Origin of the sequence: Arthrobacter sp. AL05, from assembly GCF_029960715.1 — a bacterium.
Classification (GTDB): Bacteria; Actinomycetota; Actinomycetes; order Actinomycetales; family Micrococcaceae; genus Arthrobacter.
Map to the genome: position 1 here is coordinate 125,002 of NZ_JASBRC010000006.1, position 24,402 is coordinate 149,403.

Here is a 24,402-nt window from a genome sequence, read left to right on the forward strand (position 1 = left end):
CCAAGTCCTAACCCTAGCTAAGTTTGCCGGCGCTAGCTAAGTGTCCAGGATTTCACCGGTGGTCATGTTGACCGCGGGCACTGTGGCGTTCTCGACGTCGGCGGAGAAGTGCCGCACGATCGCCTCAGCCAGGGACGGACCGATCCCCTTGGCCCCGGTCAGTTCCTCGATGTTGGCCGCCTTGATGCTCTTCACCGAGCCGAACCGGGCGAGCAACGCCTTGCGTTTGGAGTCACCGAGGCCGGGCACACCGTCGAGCGCGGAGACGGTCATCGCCTTGCCGCGCTTTTGCCGGTGGAAGGAAATCGCGAAACGGTGCGCTTCGTCCCTGATGCGTTGCAGCAGATACAGCCCGGCGGAGGCCCGCGGCAGGATCACCGGGAAGTCACTGTCCGGCAACCAGACTTCCTCGAGCCGTTTGGCTAGGCCGACAACGTACACGTCGTCGATGCCCAGCTCGGCCAGGGCCCGGGCGGCCGCGTTGACCTGGGGCTTGCCGCCGTCGACGACGACCAGGTTGGGCGGGTAGGCAAATTTGGTTCGCGGCGCCGGAGTGGTGGTATCCGCCACCGTGGTCCCGGCCGCCGGGGCGACGGCGGCGTCTGCCACAGCGTTCAGCAGCGCCTGGTGTCCGGGTTGCCGGGCCGCGTCTGCCTGGACCGCTTTCTCCTGCAGATAGTTCCGGAAGCGCCGGGTGAGAACGTCATGCATGGCGGCAGTGTCGTCAGTTGCGGCGGCGCCGGTGACGGAGAACTTCCGGTACTCGGACTTCTTCGGCAGGCCGTCTTCCACCACCACCATGGAACCAACAACGTTGGTGCCCTGGACGTGCGAGATGTCGTAGCATTCGATCCGCAGCAGCGCGATCGGCAGATCCAACGCCTCCTGCAGTTCCTGCAGGGCCTGGGAACGCATGGTCAGGTCCCCCGCGCGCCGTGATTTGTGCAGTTTGAGGGCATGCTCGGCGTTCTCCCGGACGGTGGACAGCAGCGCGGCCTTGTCGCCGCGCTGCGGGACACGGACGTCCACCCGGGCCCCGCGCAGCCCGCTGAGCCACTGTGCCAGTTCGGCGGCGTTGCTGGGCTCCGTCGCGACGAGGACCTCCCGCGGCAGCCTGCCCTGCAGTCCTGCTTCCTCGCCGTAGACCTGCTGGAGCAAATGCTCCACCAGGTCCGGGGTGGTGGTGTCCTCGACCTTTTCCACCACCCAGCCGCGCTGACCGCGGATCCGGCCGCCCCGGACGTGGAAGACCTGCACGGCCGCTTCGAGCTCATCCTCGTGCAGGGCAAAAACGTCGGCGTCGGTATCCTCGGCCAGGACCACTGCGTTGCGTTCAAAGACCTTTTTCAGCGCAACGATGTCGTCCCGGATCCGGGCAGCCCGCTCGTAGTCCAGTTCCGCGACCGCCGCAGCCATGTCTTTCTCGAGCCGCGTCACGAAGGGTTTGGCTTCGCCGCCCATAAAGGAGCAGAAGTCCTCCGCCAGCGCGCGGTGGTCTTCGGCCGAGATGCGCCCGACACAGGGTGCCGCGCACTTGTCGATGTAGCCAAGCAGGCACGGCCTGCCGCTGGCTTCGGCCCGTTTGAGGACGCCGGGGCTGCAGCTGCGGACCGGGAAAACGCGCAGCAGGGTGTCCATGGTGTCCCGGATGGCGCCCGCGGTGTAGGGGCCGAAGTAGCGGGTCCCCTTGCGGCGCTCGCCACGCAGGACCTGCACCCGGGGGTATTTCTCCGCCATCGATACGGCGAGATACGGGTAGCTCTTGTCATCCCGGAACATGACATTGAACCGGGGTTTGAATTCCTTGATCCAGGTGTACTCCAGCTGGAGGGATTCAAGTTCGCTGCCGACGACTGTCCACTCGACACTGCTCGCGGTATGCACCATCGCATATGTCTTAGGCAGCAGGCCGGCCGGGTTGGCGAAGTAGGAGTTCAGCCGCGAGCGGAGGTTCTTGGCCTTGCCGACGTAGATGACCCGGCCGTGCGGGTCGCGGAAGCGGTAAACGCCCGGATTGGTCGGAATCTCACCTGTCTGGGGTCGGTAACCCGCTGGATCTGCCACGATTCCAGTCTACTGAGCCTGCAGCAGTGCCCTTGACGGCTGCGCTAGTCCACTGCCTTGCTTTGGTTGTAGCTGGTGGAACGTTCCTGGCCGCTGAGTTCGGCGATCGCGTCCATAATGCGGTCGGTGGCCTGCCGGCGGGCCGGCAGGGAGTGGTCCGGTCCGGTTTTGTCGAAATACATCGGTTCGCCGACCCTCATGGTGAAGTGCTGCGGCTTGACCGACTTGCTGTCCGCCGGCTGCAGGTGCTCGGTGCCGATCAGCCCCACCGGGAGCACCGGGGCGCCGGTGGTCAAGGCAAGCCACCCCACGCCGGTGCGGCCGCGGTAAAGAATTCCGTCGCGGGAGCGGGTGCCCTCCGGGTAAATACCGATGCCCTTGCCGGAGTCCAGGATTTCCAGCAGCGTTTTGAGCGCCTGGACGCTGGCTGCCTGCTCGCCCCGTTCCACCGGGATCGAGCCAACGGCTTCGAAGAAGGACTTCATGACCTTGCCTTTGACTCCGCCGGTGGTGAAGTACTCGGCTTTGGCAAAGAAGGCGACCGGGCGGGGCATCAGCGCCTGGACGATCACGCTGTCCAGGAACGAGAGGTGGTTGGGGGCCACGATGAAGGGACCGTGCTTGGGCACGTTCTCAAGTCCGATGACCGTCGGCCGGCAGGTCGAGGTCACCAGACCCCGGGTGGTCCAGCGGATTGCATCAAACATTGCCATCGGTGCACACCTCGTTTACAGCGTCGTTCGTCAGGTTCGGGTTCACTGCAACCGGGTCCAGCGGCTCCGGATTCACGGCGGTGTCCCGCCGGGTAATGCTCCCGTAGAGTTCGGCGCTGCTGTGCACAACCTCCACGGCGCCGGCAGTGTTCAGTTCCCCAGCCGGAGCGAATCCCCAGCCTACGCCGATACAGTCAAGGCCGTTGGCAGCGGCGCCGGCAACGTCCTGGGCACGGTCCCCCACCATCACGGCACCGCGGGTGTCCAGGCCACGGCCGGAGAAATCCGAGAGCGCCGCGGCAACGATCGATTTCTTCCCCGACTGGGTCCCGGCTGCCGCTGCCTCATCCGCGGCCGAGCCTCGGATGGTGAGGAACAGGCCGGCAATCCCGTGGTGCTCCAGCACTGTCCGGGCCAGGCCCTCGGGTTTCTGGGTGGCGACGGCGATGGGCCGGCCTGCGCCGGCAAAGGTTTCCAGCAGCGCGCGAATACCGGGATAGAGCCGGCTTTGGGCGATGCCGGTGGCCAGATAGTGCGCACGGTAGATGCGGATGGCGTCGTCCAGTTGACCGGCAGGCACCCCGGCGATTTCGGTGAGCGAATGGCTGAGTTTGGGGCCAATCATGGCATCCATTCGGGCTTTACCCGGAATGCGGAGTCCGAGCTCTGTGAGGGCCGCCGCGATTCCGTCCGATATTCCGTGCACCGGATCGACAAGAGTGCCGTCCAGGTCGAAAATCACGGGCACTGTTGTTTGGGTCACCGGCTTAGTTTCTCACGAGTCTACCGGTGCCAGAAACCCGTATGCCCCGAAAGGAATGTATCCGACGCGGCAAGGCCGGCGCTTCGGTGGAAGCACCGGCCCCGGCCGGCTTCAGGCCAGAATGTCGGCCAGGAAGGCTGCGGTATGGCTTTGGGTGGACTTTGCCACCTGTTCCGGTGTTCCGGAAGCTACAATTCGGCCACCGCCGGACCCTCCGTCCGGGCCCAGGTCGACGATCCAGTCAGCGCTTTTAATGACATCGAGGTTGTGCTCGATGGTGATGACGGTGTTGCCCTTGTCCACGAGGCCCTGCAGGACCAGCAGCAGTTTCCGGATGTCCTCGAAGTGCAGCCCTGTGGTGGGTTCGTCAAGGACGTAGATGCTGCGGCCGTTGGAGCGCTTCTGCAGTTCGGCTGCCAGCTTCACCCGCTGGGCCTCGCCGCCGGAGAGTGTCGTCGCGGGCTGCCCCAGCCGGACATAGCCGAGCCCGACGTCGACGAGGGTGCTCAGGTGGCGGGCAATCGGCGAGAACGCCGCGAAGAATTCGGCGCCTTCCTCGATGGGCATGTTCAGTACGTCGGCGATCGTTTTGCCCTTGTAGTGGACTTCCAGGGTTTCGCGGTTGTACCGGGCGCCGTGGCACACCTCGCAGGGTACGTAGACGTCCGGCAGGAAGTTCATTTCGATCTTCAGCGTGCCGTCACCGGAGCAAGCCTCGCAGCGGCCGCCCTTGACGTTGAAGGAGAACCGGCCCGGCAGGTAGCCGCGCACCTTGGCCTCAGTGGTGTCCGCGAAAAGCTTGCGGATATTGTCGAAAACGCCAGTGTAGGTGGCTGGGTTGGACCGCGGTGTGCGGCCGATGGGGCTCTGATCGACGTGGACCACCTTGTCGAGATGCTCGAGGCCCTGGATGGACTTATGCCGTCCGGCCACCTGTTTGGCGCCGTTGAGCTTGTTGGCCAGGACCTTGTACAGGATCTCGTTTACCAGGGTGGACTTGCCGGAGCCGCTGACGCCGGTCACCGCGGTGAACAGACCCAGCGGGAACGTAGCGTCAACGTTCAGGAGGTTGTGCTCCTTGGCGCCGACGACCTTAAGCTCACGCTTTTTGTCGTACTTTCGCCGCTTTTTCGGGACTTCGATCCGCTTCCGGCCGGAGAGGTAGTCACCGGTGAGTGACTCGGTGTTCTCGAGCAGCCCCTGATAGGAACCGGAGTGCACCACCATGCCGCCGTGCTCGCCGGCGCCGGGTCCGATATCGACCACCCAGTCGGCCTCCTGGATGGTGTCCTCGTCGTGTTCGACCACAATCAGGGTGTTGCCGAGGTCCCGCAGCCGGGTGAGTGTCTCGATCAGGCGCCGGTTATCCCGCTGGTGCAGGCCGATGGAAGGCTCGTCCAGGACGTAAAGGACACCCACCAGGCCGGAACCGATCTGGGTGGCCAGCCGGATCCGCTGGGCTTCGCCGCCGGAGAGAGTGCCGGACGCCCGCTCCAGGTTCAAATACTCCAGGCCGACGTCGAGCAGGAAGGTGAGCCGGGCCTGGATCTCCTTAAGGACCTGGTTGGCAATCTGGGCCTCCCGTCCGGTCAGCACCAGGTTGTCCAGGAAATAGGCGCAGTCGCGCATTGGCAACGCGGCGACCGCGGCAATGGACTTGCCGTTGATCAGCACCGAGAGCGAGGCCGGGTTCAGGCGTGCACCGTTGCAGGCCGGGCACGGAATCTGCCGCATGTACTCCTCGTAACGGTCCCGGGCCTTGTCCGAGTCCGTTTCGAGGTGCTTGCGGTGGACGTACTGGATGACGCCTTCGAAGCCTGTGCTGTATTTGCGTTCCCGGCCGAAACGGTTGCGGTACTGCACCACCACTTTGTGGTCCTTGCCGTGCAGCACGGTCTGGCGGGTGTCCTCGGAGAGCTTGTCCCACGGGGTTTTCATGGAGAAACCCAGTTCCTTGGCGAGTCCGCCGAGCAGCCGGTTCCAGTACTCCGTGGTTGCCGTGCCGAGCGACCACGGAGCGATGGCACCCTCCGCCAGGGACAACTCCCCGTTCGGGATGATCAGTTCCTCATCGACCTCGAGCTTCGTGCCGATGCCGCTGCAGGCCGAGCACGCACCGAAAGGATTGTTAAAGGAAAAGGAGCGGGGTTCGATCTCATCGATCGCCAGGGGGTGCTCATTTGGGCAGGCGAGGTGTTCGGAGAACGCCCGGACCCGCTCCGGGTCGTCAGCTTCGAGGTCGACGAACTCGGCGAGGATCCTGCCCTCGGCAAGGCCCAAGGCAGTTTCCACCGAGTCCGTGAGGCGCTGGCTGATGCCGTCCTTGACCACAAGGCGATCCACCACCACCTCGATGGTGTGTTTGAACTGTTTGCCCAGCTTGGGCGGGTCGCTGAGTTGGATCAGCGTGTCATCGACCCGGGCACGCGAGTATCCCTTGGCGGTGAGCTCCTTGAACAATTCGACGAATTCGCCCTTGCGGCCCCGGACAACCGGTGCCAGGACCTGGAAGCGGGTGCCTTCCGGCAGCTCCAGGAGCTGGTCCACGATCTGCTGCGGGGTTTGCTTCGCGACGGGCTCCCCGCAGATGGGGCAGTGTGGGCGGCCAACGCGGGCCCACAGGAGCCGCATGTAGTCGTAGATTTCGGTGATGGTACCCACCGTGGAGCGCGGGTTTTTGCTGGTGGACTTCTGGTCGATGGACACCGCGGGCGAGAGGCCCTCGATGAAGTCGACGTCGGGCTTGTCCACCTGGCCGAGGAACTGCCTGGCGTAGGCGGAGAGGGATTCGACGTAGCGGCGTTGGCCTTCGGCAAAAATAGTGTCGAACGCCAGGGACGACTTGCCCGAGCCGGAGAGGCCGGTAAAAACGATCATGGAGTCGCGGGGCAGGTCCAGGTCCACGTTGCGCAGATTATGCTCGCGCGCGCCTTTGACCACCAGCCGCGACATGTCCGGACGCTTCACCGCGGGGCGCGCATCGTCTGCGCGGCCCGGTTTTGCGGACTCCGTCGGGAGGACTGCGGACTGGGAATCTACGGCTGGATCGTCAGCTACGGCTTTAGGCACGCTACCAATGCTAATCGAAAACTTCTTCGAAGATCCATTTCCGGGGCGCCCCGTGCCGCGAAATCCCGCGCGGCAACTTAGCGCCGGTCCTAGGAGCGGTCGTACGCGGCGGCGAGCAGCTGCACGGCCTCGGCGAAGCTGGCGCCCTGGGCTTTCGCGGCATCGGCGAACCCGGCAGCCACAGCGGAGAGCGAGCTCCAGGCTTCGTCCCGTGCGCACATCACAGTGCCGTTTCGGCGCCGGGTGACCACAACGCCGGCGGCCTCGAGTTCCTTGTAGGCGCGGGCCACGGTATGGGGTGCGACCCCCAGCTCGCCGGCAAGGCTGCGGACGGCAGGGAGCTTGGTCCCGGGCGCCAGCGCGCCGTTGTCGGCCCGTTCAATAATGTTGAGCCGGAGCTGATCAAACAACGGGACCGTGCTGCCGGGGTTGGGCCGCCAGGCACCGGGAAACGGGACCGTCGATGCGTCCGTGGGGGTCACTGTCCGGGCTCCCGGCCGGAGGTGGCCTGTTCGCGGCGGGCGAACTGTGCCTTATACAGTTTCAGGTACATCCCACCCCTGGAGATGAGTTGGCGGTGGGTTCCTTGTTCAACGATCCGTCCTTGATCCATGACCAGAATTAGATCAGCGTCGCGCACGGTGGACAAGCGGTGGGCAATCACGAAGCTGGTGCGTCCCTGCCTGAGGCCGCGCATCGCCCGGCGGATCTGGACTTCGGTGCGGCTATCCACCGAGCTGGTCGCCTCGTCCAGGACCAGGATGCTGCGCCCGGCGAGTTGCGCACGGGCAATCGAAATCAGCTGGCGCTGTCCGCGGCTGAGCGAGTCTCCGTCGTTGCCGAGCATCGTGTCGTACCCCTCAGGCAGCGCCCGGACGAACTGGTCAACATGGCTGGCCTGAGCAGCGGCAATCACTGCGGCATCGCCCGCGCCGGGGCGGCCGTATTCGATGTTCTCCCGGATGCTGCCGGTGAAGAGCCAGGAGTCCTGCAACACGGTCCCGAACCTGGCCCGCAGTTCGTCGCGTGTCAGTTCGGCGATATCCGTGCCGTCGACAGTAATCCGGCCCGAATCGAGTTCGTTGAAGCGCATAAGCAGGTTCACAACAGTGGTCTTGCCGGCTCCGGTATGGCCAACAATTGCCACGGTCTGGCCGGGTTCCACGGTAAAACTCAGATCCTGGACCACCGGTGAACCGGGCCGGTAACCGAACGTCACACGCTCAAACGTGACCCGGCCCGCGGCATGGGGCGGCGCAATTCCGGCCCCGTGCCGGCCCGGGTCCGGCGGGATCTCCGGTGCATCCAGGAGGTTAAAGACCCGCCCGGCCGAGACCAGGCAGGACTGCAGCAGGGTCAGCATGCCGCCAATCTGCCCCATCGGTTGGCTGAAGAGCCTGCTGAATTGGATGAAGGCCTGAAGGCCGCCAATCGTCATGGCCCCGGACAGCACCTGAAGCGCCCCGACGACGGCGACGGCGATGTAGTTGAGGTTGGAGACCAGGACCATCAGCGGCTGAACGACGCCGGACACGTACTGGGCGCGTGCGCCCGCGCGGCACAATCGGTCGTTGGCGTCCCTGAAACTGGACGCAGCTGCCTCCTGCCGGCCAAAGGCCTTGATCACCTCATGTCCGGTGAATAGCTCCTCGAGTTGTGCGTGCAGCTCCCCGGTGCTGCCCCATTGCTCAGTGAAATGGCCCTGTGACTTCCGGGCCACCAGGACGGTGATGAGGGTCGACACCGGGACGGACACCAGCGCGATCACTGCCAGCACCGGGGAGATCCACAGCATCATGCCCAGCGCCCCGGAGAGCATCAACAGCGACACAATGAGCTGGTTGAGCAGCTGGTTGAGCGCCTGGGCAATGTTGTCGACGTCGTTGGTGGCTCGGCTCAGAACGTCGCCACGGTGCTGCTCGTCGAAGTGGCCCGACGGCAGGACGTGCAGTTTGACCTCCACCGAGGCACGCAGCCCGCTGCTGAGTCGCTGCGCGGCAACGGCCGTCAGGGTGCCCTGGATCCAACTGAAGGCCGAGGCCCCCAGATACATCAGCGAGACCTCCGCCAGCAGGGCAGCCAGCTGATCCTGGTCGAAGGTTCCGCCGGTGACGCCAGCAACAACGACGTCGGTGGCGTCGCCGAGGACTTTGGGCGCCAGCACGTTGAGCACCACAAATGCGCAGGTGGCAGCGAGGACGCCTGCCATCAGCAACCTCGACGGGCGCAGCAGCCCGAGTAGCCGCCCTGCCGTGCGCCAGCGAAGCCGGCCGACGCCCGGGGTCGTTCCGGGAGGCGCTGACGGGAGGGCAGCGCGCCGGCCGTCCGGTTGTGTGTCCAGCACGGGTTGCTCTGTGGTCCCGCCGGCGGCGGGAGTGCCGGTCCCGGCGTCGGGGGGCGGCTCCGGCTTCACGGGGTCTCCTCAAGCACCAGCTGGGAGGCTGCGATCTCCTGGTAGCTCGGCGAGGACTCCATCAGCTGCTGATGTGTTCCCTGTGCCACGAGCCGGCCGTCCTCGAGGACAAGGATCAGCCCTGCGTCCTCGATCGTGGCAACACGTTCGGCCACGATCAGGACAGTGGCCGAATGCAGCAGCGGCGCCATCGCCTGTCGGAGCCGGGTGTCCGTACCGTAGTCCAACGCCGAGAAACTGTCATCAAACACGTACACCGCCGAACGCCGGAGCAGAGCCCGGGCGATGCAAAGCCGCTGCCGCTGGCCGCCGGAAAAATTCGTTCCGCCCTCCGTCACCGGTGCCTGCAGCCCCTGCGGCAGCCGCCGGACAAAAGCACCGGCCTGAGCATTCCCCAGTACCTGCCAGAGTTCCTCGTCCGTGGCTGCCGGCGCGGCCATTCTCAGGTTCTCGGCAAGCGTCCCGGAGAACAGGTAGGAGTGCTGGGGAACGAAGGCTATCAGGCTGCGCAGCGTCGCCAGGGACAGCCCGCGGACTTCGGATCCGCCGATGCTGATCGTCCCGGCGGTGGCATCCAGGAACCTTGGCAGCAGGTTCAGCAGGGTGCTCTTACCGCTGCCGGTGGCGCCGATGACCGCCGTGACGGTTCCGGGAAGGGCTGTGAAGCTGACACCGTCAAGGACGGGGACCTCAGCCCCCGGGTATGCGAAGGAGACGTTTCGGAACTCCACGGTGTTGCCCACCGGCGCGGCTCCCGCCGGGCCGTCCGTGATCGCTGGCACCGTGTCGAGGACAGCCTGGATTCGTTCGGCGCAGGCAGCCGCGCGGGGAGCAGTCATCACAACGTACATCGCCATCATGATCGCGATCAGGATCTGCAGGATGTAGGCGATGAAGGCCGTCACGGCTCCCAGCCGCATTTCTCCGGACTGGATGCGGTGCCCGCCGAACCAAACCACACCAACGGAGGAGAGATTCACCACGAGCATTATCAGCGGCATCATCCCGGCGACCAGCAACGCGGAGCTCAGGTTGTTCCGGGTCAACTCCTTGTTTGCCCCTTCGAAGCGCCGGATCTCATGCGCCTGCCTGACGAATCCGCGGATAACGCTGGCGCCGATGATCTGCTCGCGCAGCACCCGGCCGATCCGGTCGATGAGCTCCTGGCCCTGCCGGTAGAGCGGAACGAGGCGGCGCACGATCAGGACCATAATGACCGCAAGCACCGGAATCACCGCGACGACGATGCCGGAGAGCGCAATGTCCTGGTGGACGGCGAGCACCATGCCGCCGATGAAAATGGCCGGTGCCGCGATCAGCATCGTGAACACAAGAACCATGAGGTTTTGCACCTGTGCGACGTCGTTTGTGGCCCGGGTCACGAGGCTGGCGGCCCCGAAGGCGCCGATTTCCTGCGAGGACAGGGATTGTACTTTTACAAACAGCTCTTCCCGCAGTTTCCGGCCAAGTTCCATAGCCGTGACAGCGCCCAGGTAGCCGGCGCCGATTGCAGCTACCACCTGGACGCCGGCAATCGCCGCCATCCAGGACCCTAACCGCAGGATCTCCGGGACATTTCCGCGGACGATTCCGTTGTCGATAATGGCGGCGTTCAGGGTAGGAAGGAGGAGGCTGGCAGTCGTCTGCACGAGCTGCAGGGCCACAATTGCCAAGACGGAACCTTTATGGGCTCCCAGAATGCGTCGTGTCAGGCCAATAAGCACCGAACCTCCATCGCTAGCTCGGGGCGCCGATCGGGATATTTCAAGGCAGCTGCCCCCTGGCCGCCCCGCCATTGTAACCACGCTCACACTGTGCTCGAGTGTAACCCGGTGCTCGGCTGCCCGATGGGCCGCCCGCCAGGGCCGGTCATCCCGGGGTGCGGGCCACAGCGAAAATCCGGCGAAACCCGAACACCGTGCCGTGCGGGCCGGCAGGATAGGCCCGGGCCAGCAGTGCGGAGTAGTCGGCTTCGAAAGCACGGGCATCGGCGGCGGACAGTGCGGCCAGGACGGGCCGCAGTCCGGTCCCGCGCACCCATTCGAGCACCGGGTCCGGGCCGGGAAGGAGCTGCAGGTAAGTGGTCTCCCACACGTCCGCCGCACAGCCGGCGTCGAGCATGATGTTCAGGTATTCTTCCGGGCGGCCCACTGCGTCCGCGTGGCGCAGCACACCGGCGAGCCGGCCCGACCATGTCACCGATTCCGCCAGGCCGCGCATCAGCGTGTGCGAAGGCGAGCGGAAATTCCCGGGCACCTGCAGCGCGAACCAGGCGCCGGGCTTGAGCGCGGCGAGCCAGCGGGCCAGCAGGTCCCGGTGGTCCGGAACCCATTGCAGCGCGGCGTTGGTCACCACCACGTCGGTGTCATCGGAAGGCATCCAGCCGGCAATGTCCGCGTGGCTGAAAGAGAGATTCGGCAGCGGCTCCGCAGCGGAATCGGACCGGGCCAGCATCTCCGCAGAGGAGTCCAGGCCGGTCACCTGCGCCATAGGCCAGCGCCGGGCGAGGGCGGCGGTCAGGGCCCCGGAGCCGCAGCCGAGGTCAACGACGTTCCGGGGAGCATCCGCATGGATCCGGGCAGTCAGGTCAAAGTACGGCCGGTCACGGTACTCCCCGAACTTCGCGTACTTGGCGGGATCCCATTTCACTGCGTTCCTCCAGACACCGGCAACGACGCGCCGTGCGAAGCCTAACCCCGGCCCGGGCAGCAGCCCAAGAGGTGTCCGGCCCGGCTGCGCGGCGCCGGACACTAAGCTGGGAGGCAATGAAACTCGTTGATCAGCTCCCCGCCCCGGCCGCCCGGGTCCCAGGCCGGACCGGCCTTGACCCGGACGAGCTTTACACCCGCTTTGTCGAGTGGACCGAAACCCGCGGGCTGGCCCTGTACACCGCTCAGGACGAAGCCGTGATGGAGCTTGCCACCGGCGCCAACGTGATCCTGGCAACCCCCACCGGATCCGGAAAGTCCCTCGTTGCGATCGCGGTTCACTTCCAGGCCATGGCCCGCGGCCAGCGCAGCTACTACACGGCCCCGATCAAGGCCTTGGTCTCGGAGAAGTTCTTCGCACTGTGCGATATTTTCGGCGCCGAGAATGTCGGTATGATCACCGGCGACTCCGGCGTTAACCAGGACGCCCCCATTATTTGCTGCACGGCGGAGATCCTGGCCAACATCGCCCTCCGCGAAGGGGCCGACGCCGAGCTCGGCGCCGTGATCATGGACGAGTTCCACTTTTACTCCGACCCGCAGCGCGGCTGGGCCTGGCAGGTCCCGCTGCTGGAACTCCCCCAGGCGCAGTTCCTGTTGATGTCCGCCACGCTTGGCGACGTTAGCCGCTTCGAAGCCGGAATCACCGCGCTGACCGGACGCCCGACGACGACCGTCAGCTCGGTGGAGCGGCCCATCCCGCTGCACTATTACTACGAGCAGACACCTGTACACGAGACGCTCGAAGAACTCCTTGCCACTAAGCAGGTGCCCGTATATGTGGTGCACTTCAGCCAGGTGGAGGCGATCGACCGGGCCCAGAACCTGATGAGCGTCAACGTCTGCAGCCGCGAGGAAAAGGACAAAATCGCCGAGCTGATCGCCGGCTTCCGCTTTGCCGCCGGCTTCGGCAAGACCCTCAACCGGCTGGTCCGGCACGGGATCGGCGTCCATCACGCCGGTATGCTGCCCAAGTACCGCCGGCTGGTGGAGCAGCTCGCGCAGGCCGGGCTGCTTAAGGTCATCTGCGGCACCGACACGCTCGGTGTTGGCATCAACGTCCCCATCCGCACCGTGCTGCTGACCGCGCTGAGCAAGTACGACGGCGTCCGAACCCGGCTGCTGAATTCCCGGGAATTCCACCAGATCGCCGGCCGCGCCGGGCGGGCCGGTTACGACACGGCGGGGACCGTGGTGGTCCAAGCGCCCGAGCATGTCACGGAGAACGTCAAGGCCATGGCCAAAGCCACGGCCAAGTTCGGGGACGATCAAAAGAAGCTCCGGCAGGTGGTTAAGAAGAAGCCGCCGGAAGGCTTTGTCTCCTGGGGCGAACCGACTTACAAGCGCCTGGTGGAATCCGTCCCGGATCCGCTGACATCCAGTTTCTCCGTGACCCATTCGATGTTGATGAACCTGATGGAGCGGCCGGGCGACCCGTTCCAGGCCGCCCGCCGGCTGCTCACCGAGAACCACGAGACCCGGTCCTCCCAGCTGCAGCTGATGAAAAGGGCGCTTGGGATCTACCGGGAGCTCCTGGCTGCAGGAGTGGTGGAACGGATCCCGGTTCAGCAGCAGGGACCCGATGGCCGCACCGTCCGGCTGACCGTCCACCTGCAGGCCAACTTCGCGCTGAACCAGCCGCTGTCCCCGTTCGCCCTCGCGGCACTGGAGCTGCTGGATCCGGAGTCGCCGTCGTACGCCCTGGACGTGGTGTCAGTCATTGAGTCGACGCTGGAGAAACCCCGTCAAATCCTCTCAGCGCAACTGAAGAAAGCGCGCGGCGAGGCCGTCGCGGCGATGAAGGCCGACGGAATCGACTACGACCAGCGCATGGCGATGCTCGACGAGGTCAGTTACCCGCAGCCGCTCGGGGAGCTGCTCGGGGAGGCGTTCGACGTTTACCGCCGGGCCGCCCCGTGGATCGGCGACTTTGAACTGGCGCCCAAATCGATCGTCCGGGACATGTACCAGCGGGCCATGAACTTTGGCGAGTTTGTCCAGTTCTACGGGCTGGCCCGCTCGGAGGGGATTGTGCTGCGCTACCTGGCCGACGGATTCAAGGCGTTGCGCCAGACGGTCCCCCAGGACGCCCTCCGCGAGGACCTCGAGGACTTCATCGCGTGGCTCGGCGAGCTGGTCCGGCAGGTTGATTCCAGCCTGCTCGACGAGTGGGAGGAGCTCACCTCCGGCAAGGCGCCAACACCTCACGATGCTCCGCCGCCACCGCCGCCGTCGCTGACCTCCAACGTGCGGGCCTTCCGGGTAATGGTCCGCAACGAGATGTTCCGCCGGGTGGAGCTCTTCGCAGATGAGGACGCTACCGCCCTGGCCGGGCTCGATTCCGGCTCCGGTTGGGACTTCGAACGCTGGGAGGACGCGCTGGACGACTACTTCGACGAACATAACGATATCGGCACCGGCCCGGATGCCCGCGGTCCCGGCCTGCTAATGATCACCGAAGAGCCCGCGCTGTGGAAGGTCCGGCAAATCTTCGACGATCCAGCCGGCAATCATGACTGGGGCATCTCAGCCGAGGTTGACCTTGCCGCCTCGGATGAGACCGGCACCGCCGTCGTGCGCGTGACGGACGTCAACCGGCTCTAAGCGGCCCTAGTAAACTCGAATAATGAGTCTAATCCGGCCCGCGACGGCAAACGATGTCCCCGCAATCCTGCAGATGATCCATGACCTGGCTCTCTACGAGAAGGAGCCGGACGCCGTCCGGAACACCCCGGAGATGCTGGGCGAGGCCTTGTTTGGCGAGAACCCGCGGGTGTTCGCCGCCATGGCTGAGAACGAGACCGGTGAGGTGCGGGGGTTCGCCCTCTGGTTCCTGAATTACTCCACGTGGGAGGGTGTCCACGGCATCTATCTCGAGGACCTGTATGTGCGCCCGGAGGCACGCGGCGAAGGCCACGGCAAGGCGCTCCTGCGGCACCTGGCTGAGACCGCCGTCGCACGCGGCTACGCCCGCGTCGAATGGAGCGTCCTCGACTGGAACGAGCCCTCGATCAATTTCTACAAAAAACTCGGCGCACACCCGATGGAGGAATGGTCCACGTTCCGGCTCACCGGTGAAGCGCTGGAGGCCTTTGCCGGCGCCAGCAAGGCCCGGGCCCGTGGCTGACCGGTCGGTTGCTGGCCGGCCTGTTGCTGGACGGCCTGCGGCCGACCTGCCCATGACCGGTTCCGGTGCCGCGGACCTGCTGGCGGCCGCACGGCCGACTGTCCCGCACACCATCAAGTCGCGGCACGCCTACCGCGGGATGCGCACGGCGGAGCACTACTTCGAAGTGCCGCTGGACCACTTCGGCGCTGGCGGCCCGGCCGGCGAGACCATCACCGTCTTCGCCCGCGAGTACGTCTCCGCGGACCACAGCGAGGAAGCCGCCGCCCAGCTCCCGTGGCTGCTGTACCTGCAGGGCGGGCCGGGCGGGCGCGGAAACCGGCTTCCCGCGCTGGGCGGCTGGAGCAAGGCCGCCGCCAGGGACTTCCGGATCCTGATGCTTGACCAGCGCGGCACCGGGCTGTCCTCCGCGATAGACCGTAAGACACTTCCACTGCGCGGCAGCGACGCCGATCAGGCGCACTACCTCAGCTATTTCCGCGCTGACTCGATCGTCGCCGACGCCGAGTCCATCCGGCTTGCCCTGGGGTCGGGACCGTGGACGATCTACGGTCAGAGCTACGGTGGCTTCTGCGCCCTCAGCTATCTTTCCTTCGCTCCGGAGGGCCTGCGGGAGGCCCTGATTACGGGCGGCCTGGGCCCGCTCTCCGGACCCGCGGACCGGGTGTACCAAAAAACCTTCGGGCGGGTGGCGGCCCGCAACGCCGAGTATTTCGGCAGGTATCCGGAGGACCGGGCAGCGGTCAGCCGGATTGCCCGGCACCTTCGTGAGACGGCGGAGTTGCTGCCCGACGGCGAACGCCTGACCGTGGAACGTTTCCAGATGGTCGGGTCATTTTTGGGCGGAAACACCAGGGTGGACGCCCTGCATCACCTGCTGGAGGACGCTTTCGTCGGCACACCCGCCGGCGAGCGGCTTTCGGATGCCTTCCTGGAGCAGGTCCGCGGGCTGGTGTCCCGGTCCGCCAACCCGCTGTACGCGCTGATGCACGAATCAATTTATGGCCAGGGTGAGTCCACCGACTGGGCCGCCTGGCGTGTCCTGCAGGACTTCCCGGAGTTCTCCCCGGAGGCCCCCGAGCCGTTGCTGACCGGTGAAATGGTCTACCCCTGGTACTTCGAGCAGGATCCCGCACTACGGCCGCTGCGGAACATTGCCCGGCTGCTCGCCGAAAAGGACGACTGGCCACGGCTCTATGATGCCGAACGGCTCGCTCTGAACAGCGTGCCAGTGGCGGCCGCCGTCTACACGGACGATATCTATGTTGACCGTGGGCTTTCGCTGGAGACCGCGGCTGCTGTCCGCGGACTGCAGGTTTGGGAGTCCGCGGACTTCCACCACGACGGTATTGCGGACGACGGCGAGGGTATCTTCGGCCGACTCCTGGGCCTGACCCGCTCCGTCAGGCCCTAACCCGGCGGTTCGCTGCACCGCAGGGTTAGGGCGCCGTCAGGCGGCGCGCACGCATGGCGGCGAGGGAGCCGACGGTGAACACCACCGCGGCGACGGCGGCCGCCGCCAGGTTGAGGCCCCGGTAGCCAACTCCACTCATCAGCAGCCCGGAGAAGCCGGCCCCGACAGCGCCGGCGACCCCCATCATCGTGTCCGAGACACCCTGGACGAGGACGCGGTCACCGGCGTGGACGCTTTCGGCCAGCAGGGTTGAACCCGCGATCGTGGCAGCGGACCAGCCCAATCCGAGCAGGATCAGGCCCACGGCGACCAGCGCCGGTTCGGCCTGGCCGAAGCCGGCCACGAGGACCGAGAGCAGGATCAGGCCGTGCCCCAGCAAAATGACCGGCAGCCGGCCCGTTTTGTCCGTCAGCCAGCCCATGACCGGTGAGAGTGCGTACATTCCGGCGATGTGCAGCGAAATGGTGAAGCCGATCAGGACCAGGACATCGGTGCTGGCGGCGTGCGCATGGCCGGCCGGCATGCCGGTGAGTGGTCCCTCGGTCAGCAGTTGCAGGTGCAGCGGCGTCATCGACATCACGGCGGCCATGCAGCCGTGCGCGGAAATAATCGCCAGCAGCGCAAAGCGTGCCCGCGGCGAGGCCCGGATGGCATCCAGGCCGTGCCGGAGGCTGTTCCGACGCCGGGCGGCGGCGGTGGGCGTCGGCTGACTTTCGGACCGCAGCCTGGCAGCCAGCAGCAGCGGGTCCGGCCGCAGGCCAATGAGCAGCAGCAGCGCGGCCAGGGCCAGTCCCGCCGTCGAAAATACAAAGGGGCCCGCCAGTTCCGGCAAGCCGAGCGCACTGCCTACCAGGGCGCCGGGACGGATCAGGTTGGGTCCGGCCACGGCGCCGATTGTGACAGCCCACACGACGATCGCCAGGGCTCGGCCGCGGCGTTCCGGAGCGGCGAGGTCGACGGCGGCGAAGCGGGCCTGCAGGTTGGCTGCCGTGCCCAGTCCAAGCAGGGCCGCTGCCAGCAGCAGCACGGGAAAGCTTCCCGTCACAGTGGAAACGATGACCAGCAGGGCTCCGGCCATGGCAGCGAGCAGGCCCGTAACCAGCGAGCCGCGCCGGCCGCGCCGGCCGGCCAGGCCTGCCAGCGGCAGCGCGGCCGCCGCCGCGCCGAGGGTCATGGTGGTGGTGACAGCTCCGGCCCACGCGTTCGAGCCCGAGAGCTGGACGGCCAGGAGGGACCCGACGGACAGGCTGGCGCCGCTGCCCACGCCGCTGAGCAGCTGAGCCGTGCTCAGGACCCAGACGGTTCGGCGCTGGACCCGCTGCGGGTCCAGGACCGAACCGTGCGCCGGGCTGGAGTCGATGGTTTTCACGGTCCGAGCTTAGCCGAACCGTGGAAGCTACTCGGCGTCGATCAGGCTCTTGCGGGAGTCTTCCTCGAGCCGGGGGTCCACCTTCGATGTTGTGGTGCCGGAGCTGACCAGGCTGGCAATGACGGCCACGATGATGGTGCCGATGATTACCGCGAGCGAGAGGAAAGTCGGGATCTCGGGAGCCCATTCGATGTGCCGGCCGCCGTTGACAAACGGGAGTTCGTTCACATGCATCGCGTGCAGGACCAGCTTCACACCAATGAACGCGAGAATCACGGAAAGGGCGTGCTTCAGGTAGACGAGGCGGGTCATCAGGCCGCCGAGCAGGAAGTACAGCTGACGCAGGCCCATCAGGGCGAAGATGTTGGCGGTGAAGACGATGAACGGGCTTTGCGTCAGGCCAAATATGGCGGGGATGGAGTCCACCGCGAACAGCAGATCCGTCAGGCCGATGGTCACAAAGACGACCAGCATGGGGGTGAAGACCCTTTTGCCGTCCACCATGGTGCGGAGTTTGCCGCCGTCGAACGTCTGGGACATCGGCAGGACAGTGCGGATCCGGGCGATGAGCGGGTTTTCCCGGTCTTCCTCGTCACCGCCGTCGTCCTGGAGCTGCTTCCACGCGGTCCAAAGCAGGAAGGCGCCGAAGAGGTAGAAGATCCAGCTGAACTGTTCGATCACTAGTGCGCCGAGCAGGATGAAGATGCCGCGCAGGACCAGCGCGATGATGATGCCCACCATCAGGACTTCCTGCTGGTACTTACGGGGTACCGAAAAGCGGGCCATGATGATGATAAAGACGAACAGGTTGTCGATGCTGAGGCTGTACTCCGTGACCCAGCCGGCAATGAACTGCCCGCCGTACTCGGGACCGGTGAAGGCAAACATCGCTGCGGCAAAAACGAGCGCCAGCCCGATGTAGAAGGTGACCCAGAGGCCTGCTTCCTTCATGGAGGGCTCATGCGGCCGCTTGAGGACGAGAAGCAGATCGACGGCGAGGATGGTGCCGAGGACAACGAAGGAGCCGATCTCAAACCAGAGGGGAAGTTCAGGCACGAAGATACCTTTCGCAGGGTACAACTAAGCGGTGCAAGTCTCTCCGGCCAAGCTCTCGCACCCGGGCCATTGCCTCCAGGTACCACTTGCAGCCCGCTACGCCCGGCAGGGCGTCTGTGCCATGCGTGTTGACGATCGTAGCGCTTGGGATACTCCCCTACGTTCCTCCTACCCTACCTTAGGCGTGCCCGGCGGACTGCATCTGGCGCAGTTCCTTCTTCAGCTCCCCTACCTCGTCACGAAGCCGGGCGGCAAGCTCGAAGTGCAGCTCCCCGGCGGCGGCATGCATTTGTTCGGTGAGCTGCTCGATCAGGCCCACCAGATCCTCGGCCGGTGCCGCGGCCAGGCCGTCCGCCCGGACCTTTGCCGAGCCCTTGCCCTTGCCGCGCGACTTGCCGGCCGCGGCGAGGAGTTCGCGGGTGTCGGCGTCCTCCTTGGCGATCTGGTCCGTGATGTCGGCGATCTTCTTCCGCAGCGGCTGCGGGTCGACGCCGTTAGCGGTGTTGTACGCCACTTGGATCTCGCGCCGCCGGTTGGTCTCGTCAATGGCCTTCGCCATGGAGTCGGTGATCCGGTCCGCGTACATGTGGACCTCGCCGGAGACGTTGCGGGCGGCCCGGCCGATGGTCTGGATCAGCGACGTTGCCGACCGCAGGAAGCCTTCCTTGTCCGCATCCAGGATACTCACCAGCGACACCTCGGGCAGGTCCAGGCCCTCCCGGAGCAAGTTGATGCCGACCAGGACGTCGAAGACTCCCATCCGAAGTTCCCGCAGCAGCTCGACGCGGCGCAGGGTGTCAACGTCCGAGTGCAGGTATTCGACCTTGACGCCGTGCCCGAGCAGATAATCGGTAAGGTCCTCCGCCATCCGTTTGGTCAGTGTGGTGACCAGGATGCGCTCATCCTTCGCGGTGCGGGTCTTGATCTCACCGAGCAGGTCATCGATTTGGCCCTTTGTCGGCTTGACGATCACCTCGGGGTCGATGAGGCCGGTGGGCCGGATGATTTGCTGGACGTAGCCGTCGGCTTTGCCGAGCTCGTACTTGCCCGGCGTGGCGGAGAGGTAGACGGTCTGCCCAACGCGGTCCTGGAATTCGTCCCATTTCAACGGCCGGTTATCCATCGCGGAGGGCAGCCGGAAGCCGTGGTCTACGAGGTTCCGCTTCCGGGACATGTCGCCCTCGTACATCGCGCCGATCTGCGGCACTGTAACGTGCGACTCGTCGATGACCAGGAGGAAGTCGTCCGGGAAGTAATCGATGAGGCAGTGCGGCGCCGTTCCGCGGGCGCGGCCGTCGATGTGGCTGGAGTAGTTCTCGATGCCGTTGCAGAAGCCCATCTGCTGCATCATTTCCAGGTCGTAGGTGGTGCGCATCCTGAGTCGCTGCGCTTCCACAAGTTTGTTCTGGCTTTCCAGGACCTGGAGCCGTCCGGCGAGCTCGTCTTCTATCCGCTTGATCGCCCGGCCCATACGTTCCGGACCGGCGACATAGTGCGATGCCGGGAAGACGTACATTTCGGTCTCATCACGGATGATTTCTCCGGTGAGCGGGTGCAGGGTATAGATGTTCTCGATCTCGTCGCCGAAGAACTCGATCCGGATCGCAAGCTCCTCGTACATCGGGATGATTTCTACGGTGTCGCCACGGACCCGGAACGTGCCTCGGTGGAAGTCCATGTCGTTGCGGGCATACTGCATGGAAACGAATTTCCGCAGCAGGTCATCGCGGTTCATCTCGGCGCCCTTGCTCAGTGTCACCATGCCGGCGATGTATTCCTCCGGGGTGCCGAGGCCATAGATGCAGGACACGGTGGCGACCACGATCACGTCCCGGCGGGTCAGCAGCGCATTGGTGGCGGAGTGCCGGAGCCGTTCGACTTCCTCGTTGACGGACGAGTCCTTTTCGATGAAGGTGTCCGTCTGCGCCACGTAGGCTTCCGGCTGGTAGTAGTCGTAGTAGGAGACGAAGTATTCGACGGCGTTGTTGGGCAGCAGCTCGCGGAATTCGTTGACGAGCTGCGCTGCGAGGGTCTTGTTTTGCACCATCACCAGGGTGGGCCGCTGCACCTGCTCGATCAGCCACGCCGTCGTCGCGCTCTTGCCGGTACCCGTGGCGCCGAGCAGCACCACGTCCTTCTCGCCGTTTTTGATGCGCTCGGTCAGTTCCCCGATGGCGGCCGGCTGGTCGCCTGCCGGCTGGAATTCGCTGATGACCTCGAAAGGCGCCACGACACGGTTGATCTGCTGGGCAAGACTCATGTTCCTAATGTACCGCCGGGCCCCGACGCTCCGCCCTGATTCAGCTTTGGGCGGTACGTTCCGGTCCGGCTTCGGGCCCCGGCTACAAGGGAGGCTGCCAGCCGGTGCGCCGCGCCCACGCTTCCATTTGCGCCGGGGCGTGCCCGGCCATCCCGTCCTCCGTGTCCGAGGCGTAGCCAGCGGTGCTCCGATCTGCGCCGTGCAACCTGCCGGCCCGGCGCTTCTCGGCAAGGTATTCCTCCCGGGCAGCCGGGTCATCGCGCAGCCAGTCCCGGAAGCAGAGCGCGAACCGCCAGCCCGGCGAGCCCACGGCCCGGACGTGGAGGTTGACCGCCCGTCCGGGGTCCGCGTTGGCGTGCAGGCGCTCCGGCCAGCTTGCCGGGTCCGGGGGCGGGGGTTGGGGGTTGCCGGAAACCGCACCGGGCGGCGCCGGGAAACCCGCTTCGGCGAGCAGCAGCGAGATCCGGTCCGCGGCGGCCATGTCCTCGACGCCGAGCTGGAGGTCCAGCACGTCGTTCGCGCCGAGGCCGGACACGGCAGTGGAACCAACATGGTGCAGGGCCAGGATGTCCTCCCCCGCAGCCGTCCGCAGGCGCGCCATAAGCCGCGCGGCTTGCACCGGCCACTCGGGGTTGGCGTGCGCCGGCAGCGGGGCGCCGGTCCGGGGTGCCGGGCGGTGCCTGCCCAGGTTCTCCGCGAATGGTGACAGCCGGAATTTCCAGAGCCGGTCCACCGCGTCCCGAAGTTCCTGCTTGGAACCGGAGTTGTCCAGGACGACGTCGGCTGCTGCCAGCCGGGCCTGCCTGCCCGCCTGCGCAGCTATCCTGGCGCGGGCGTCAGCGGGGCTCATCCGCCGGTGTTGCACCATCCGCTGCAGCCGGGCCTCATCGGGGGCGTCAACCACCACCACCAGGTGGAAATTGGAACCCTGGCCAGTCTCAACGAGGAGCGGGATGTCCTGGACCACCACGGCGCCCACAGGGGCGGCGGCGGACAGTGCGGCAGCCCGCTCCCGCACCAGCGGATGGATGATGTTGTTTAATACGGCAAGGCGGTCCGGGTTGCCGAACACGAGGGCGCCGAGCTTGGCCCGGTCCAGGCCGCCGTCGGGCGTCAAAACCGACTTGCTGAAGGCCTCCACCACCTTGGCGAGTCCGGGTGTGCCGGGCTCGACGACCTCCCGGGCCAGGGCGTCTGCGTCGATCACTACGGCGCCCAGTTCGCGCAGGCGCGAGGAGGCCACTGACTTGCCTGCGGCGATGCCGCCCGTCAACCCGATTTTCAGCACTCCACCAGACTAAACTGATCCGGTGGCTGAAGATGCGGTTTTCCCGGAGAGCAGGGCCACCGTGTACACCTCGCTGGCGGCGGACCGGGAGTTCCGCCACGAGACTGAGGTTAAACGCTCCCGCTTCATTACGGTGCTGCATCGGACCGCAGACGAGGATGGGGCCCGTTCGGTCCTTGCCGCCCTGCGCAAAGAATTCCACGACGCGCGGCACCACTGTTCCGCGTTTGTGCTCGGTCCGGACCGGGATGTCCAACGCTCAAACGACGACGGCGAACCGTCGGGAACCGCGGGCAACCCGATGCTTGATGCGCTGCTCAAACGCGAAACCGCTCCGGGCGCGACGGATCTCAGTGATGTAACAGCTGTGGTGGTCCGGTACTTTGGCGGGATCCTGCTGGGGGCAGGCGGATTGGTCAGAGCCTACTCGGAAGCCGTGACCGCTGCCTTGGACCGGGCGCCCCTCGTGCAGCGCCGCCGGCTGCGGATCTGCAGGGTGGCCGTTCCGCACACGTCCGCCGGGCGGCTGGAAAACGAGCTCCGCGCCGCGGGTTACGTCATGGCAGAATCCAGTTACGCGGCGGAAGCTACTATCCTTCGGCTTGCCCTGCCGGATGATCCGCCTGGTCTGGCCCGGGCGGCCGAGCGGCTGGCCGCGCTGTCTGCCGGAACGGCCGAATTAGTGCCCGGAGAAACGGAGTGGATCGATGTCCCCCACGGCTGAGCCTTCCCGTCCCGCCGTGTTGCTCGTTGATGTCTCAGGGGCGGTCCTCGAGCAGCTCCTGTCAGTGGCGATCCAGGACGCGGATGCGGACGACGTGACCCCACCCTTGGGCAGCGCCGCCGGCTGGAATTCGGAACGGATCAGCTGGTTCCGCGAATACCACCGAGCGGCCGCCGGACTCGACGGGCCAGGCCAGCAGCAAAGCTGGGCGGTCAGTTCCGGCGGTGAACTGGCGGGCGCGGTCCGGCTGCGGCGGACCGGAGCCGGTGCGCTGGAAACGGGTATCTGGCTGGCGCGCAGCTTCCGCGGCCGCGGAATCGCACGCGAAGCGCTTCGTCTCGTGATTGGCCGGGCCGCCGCGACCGGGGCATCGGTGCTGGAAGCCGAGACAACGGCAGGGAACACCGCGGCGCTGGCCCTCCTGAGGTCAGCCGGTGCCGAGCTCGAGGAAGGCGAAGCCGCCACCGGTGCAACGGTTCCGGTCAAGGCCAGGATCGCGTTGCGCTGACTCCCCCACCCTGAGCATGCCCGCCGTTCACCACCCCCCGGTGGACATGCCCACTGTTCAGCACCCCCCGATGCTGAGCATGCCCCCTGTTAGCCCAAGCCCTTGGACATAATCCTGATGTTCCCATCGCCCGGGTCCGCGGCTGGACATGGTCCACCCGGATTCAGGCGAGAGCCGCCGCAATTTCCCAAATGTGGCCGCCGGGGTCGCGAAAGCTTGCCGTGCGGATACCCCACGGCCGGTTCACCGGTCCATTCAGGAGTTCGACGCCGCGCCCGGTCAAATCCGCGCACAAGGCATCAACGTCGTCCACCTCGAGGGTGAATTGCATCCTGGCGCCGACCTCGGCAGAAGCCACCTTGGCAGGGCCGATGAGCTCCGGTGCCTCGGAAGAGTTCAACAAATTGATCAGGGTGTTCTCGAACCTAAACACAGCCGAGGCCTCGTCTTCATACGCCACCGGCAGACCAAACACTTCCCGGTAGAAGCGTTTTGCCACGGGCAGATCCTCGACGAATAAGGTGATGGCTCCGATTGCCCCTGGCCAAGTCCGGTTGTCAGCTGGCTCGGTTGCCTGGAAATTTCCTGCAGTTCCACCCATAGTGGCCGCCCCCTTGTGTTCCGTTGACCTAACCCGGACAGCATCGACGCTAAGCAGCTGCAAAGTCAACCATTCCGCCCGCCACCAACGGCATGGCCTGGCTCGGTCTGCGACGGACATGTCCACCGGGCCCGGCGGGATACCTCCGGACATGCCCCGCCCTCGGGACCAGGCCTGAGCATAATACTGTTATGTCCAGTGGCCGCAGCCACCACCGGGCATGTCCCCACGGGGAGCAGCCAGGGCCGGCCCGAAAACCTGGCACTTGTAAAACAACATAAAAGTGGCCGCCCCCGGAGGGGCGGCCACTTCTATGGCGCTAATT

The 24,402-nt window shown here is 65.9% G+C and carries 18 protein-coding genes; 5 read left to right on the forward strand and 13 right to left on the reverse strand.

All coding sequences use genetic code 11. The annotated features are described in order from the left end of the window. Window positions 1-36: 36 nt before the first annotated feature. The 8 genes from uvrC to QK287_RS09830 all read right to left on the reverse strand — a co-directional run bounded on the left by uvrC (window position 37) and on the right by QK287_RS09830 (window position 11,671). Complete coding sequence (gene uvrC / locus QK287_RS09795) at window positions 37-2,064, reverse strand: excinuclease ABC subunit UvrC (protein ID WP_226774877.1); 2,028 nt, start codon at window positions 2,062-2,064, stop codon at window positions 37-39. Between the two features lie 44 nt (window positions 2,065-2,108). Then, a complete protein-coding gene (locus QK287_RS09800) occupies window positions 2,109-2,777 on the reverse strand; it encodes a lysophospholipid acyltransferase family protein (RefSeq protein WP_226774876.1) in 669 nt (222 codons plus the stop codon). After that, window positions 2,764-3,540, reverse strand: coding sequence for an HAD hydrolase-like protein (locus tag QK287_RS09805; RefSeq protein WP_226774875.1), 777 nt, complete (start codon window positions 3,538-3,540; stop codon window positions 2,764-2,766). The genes QK287_RS09800 and QK287_RS09805 overlap by 14 nt, the downstream gene beginning before the upstream one ends. A 111-nt stretch (window positions 3,541-3,651) precedes the next feature. Beyond that, window positions 3,652-6,492 carry an excinuclease ABC subunit UvrA gene (gene uvrA, locus QK287_RS09810; RefSeq protein ID WP_253033584.1) on the reverse strand — a complete coding sequence of 947 codons (2,841 nt, stop codon included), beginning with the start codon at window positions 6,490-6,492 and terminating at the stop codon, window positions 3,652-3,654. A 206-nt stretch (window positions 6,493-6,698) separates the two neighbouring features. Continuing rightward, window positions 6,699-7,091 (reverse strand): GntR family transcriptional regulator, encoded by a 393-nt coding sequence (locus QK287_RS09815; protein WP_282359945.1) that lies wholly within the window; start codon window positions 7,089-7,091, stop codon window positions 6,699-6,701. Next, window positions 7,088-8,818 carry an ABC transporter ATP-binding protein gene (locus QK287_RS09820; protein ID WP_282359980.1) on the reverse strand — a complete coding sequence of 577 codons (1,731 nt, stop codon included), beginning with the start codon at window positions 8,816-8,818 and terminating at the stop codon, window positions 7,088-7,090. Before QK287_RS09820 ends, QK287_RS09815 begins: the two co-directional genes overlap by 4 nt. A 200-nt stretch (window positions 8,819-9,018) precedes the next feature. Continuing rightward, a complete protein-coding gene (locus tag QK287_RS09825; protein WP_282359946.1) occupies window positions 9,019-10,746 on the reverse strand; it encodes an ABC transporter ATP-binding protein in 1,728 nt (575 codons plus the stop codon). Window positions 10,747-10,891: 145 nt separating this feature from the next. Further along, the gene (locus QK287_RS09830) at window positions 10,892-11,671 is read right to left on the reverse strand and encodes a trans-aconitate 2-methyltransferase (RefSeq protein WP_282359947.1); all 780 of its coding nucleotides are present in this window, start codon (window positions 11,669-11,671) and stop codon (window positions 10,892-10,894) included. A 116-nt stretch (window positions 11,672-11,787) separates the two neighbouring features. On the opposite strand from QK287_RS09830, the gene QK287_RS09835 reads away from it, so the two are divergent. From QK287_RS09835 to QK287_RS09845, 3 genes are read left to right on the forward strand one after another with little or no spacing between them, the layout of a single operon-like run. Next, on the forward strand, window positions 11,788-14,334 hold the full coding sequence (locus tag QK287_RS09835) for a DEAD/DEAH box helicase (protein WP_282359948.1): 2,547 nt from the start codon (window positions 11,788-11,790) through the stop codon (window positions 14,332-14,334). Window positions 14,335-14,356: 22 nt separating this feature from the next. Continuing rightward, on the forward strand, window positions 14,357-14,857 hold the full coding sequence (locus tag QK287_RS09840) for a GNAT family N-acetyltransferase (protein WP_226774870.1): 501 nt from the start codon (window positions 14,357-14,359) through the stop codon (window positions 14,855-14,857). A 52-nt stretch (window positions 14,858-14,909) separates the two neighbouring features. Continuing rightward, the gene (locus QK287_RS09845; RefSeq protein WP_282359949.1) at window positions 14,910-16,271 is read left to right on the forward strand and encodes an alpha/beta fold hydrolase; all 1,362 of its coding nucleotides are present in this window, start codon (window positions 14,910-14,912) and stop codon (window positions 16,269-16,271) included. A gap of 25 nt (window positions 16,272-16,296) precedes the next feature. On the opposite strand, the gene QK287_RS09850 is transcribed toward QK287_RS09845, so the two are convergent. From QK287_RS09850 to coaE, 4 genes are all read right to left on the reverse strand, one after another. Further along, window positions 16,297-17,631 carry an MFS transporter gene (locus QK287_RS09850; protein WP_226773382.1) on the reverse strand — a complete coding sequence of 445 codons (1,335 nt, stop codon included), beginning with the start codon at window positions 17,629-17,631 and terminating at the stop codon, window positions 16,297-16,299. Between the two features lie 36 nt (window positions 17,632-17,667). Beyond that, on the reverse strand, window positions 17,668-18,696 hold the full coding sequence (locus QK287_RS09855; protein WP_226773377.1) for a TerC family protein: 1,029 nt from the start codon (window positions 18,694-18,696) through the stop codon (window positions 17,668-17,670). Window positions 18,697-18,874: 178 nt separating this feature from the next. Continuing rightward, window positions 18,875-20,956 (reverse strand): excinuclease ABC subunit UvrB, encoded by a 2,082-nt coding sequence (uvrB, locus tag QK287_RS09860; RefSeq protein WP_282359950.1) that lies wholly within the window; start codon window positions 20,954-20,956, stop codon window positions 18,875-18,877. Between the two features lie 82 nt (window positions 20,957-21,038). Beyond that, window positions 21,039-22,244, reverse strand: coding sequence for a dephospho-CoA kinase (gene coaE, locus QK287_RS09865; RefSeq protein ID WP_282359951.1), 1,206 nt, complete (start codon window positions 22,242-22,244; stop codon window positions 21,039-21,041). Between the two features lie 22 nt (window positions 22,245-22,266). Between coaE and QK287_RS09870 the strand changes: the two genes are divergently transcribed. Continuing rightward, window positions 22,267-22,968, forward strand: a complete 702-nt coding sequence (locus tag QK287_RS09870; RefSeq protein WP_282359952.1) for a YigZ family protein — start codon at window positions 22,267-22,269, stop codon at window positions 22,966-22,968. Beyond that, complete coding sequence (locus QK287_RS09875) at window positions 22,952-23,476, forward strand: GNAT family N-acetyltransferase (RefSeq protein ID WP_282359953.1); 525 nt, start codon at window positions 22,952-22,954, stop codon at window positions 23,474-23,476. Before QK287_RS09870 ends, QK287_RS09875 begins: the two co-directional genes overlap by 17 nt. A 163-nt stretch (window positions 23,477-23,639) precedes the next feature. Here QK287_RS09875 and QK287_RS09880 read toward each other — a convergent pair whose 3' ends face one another. Further along, window positions 23,640-24,230 carry a VOC family protein gene (locus QK287_RS09880; protein WP_348774845.1) on the reverse strand — a complete coding sequence of 197 codons (591 nt, stop codon included), beginning with the start codon at window positions 24,228-24,230 and terminating at the stop codon, window positions 23,640-23,642. Window positions 24,231-24,402 lie beyond the last annotated feature (172 nt).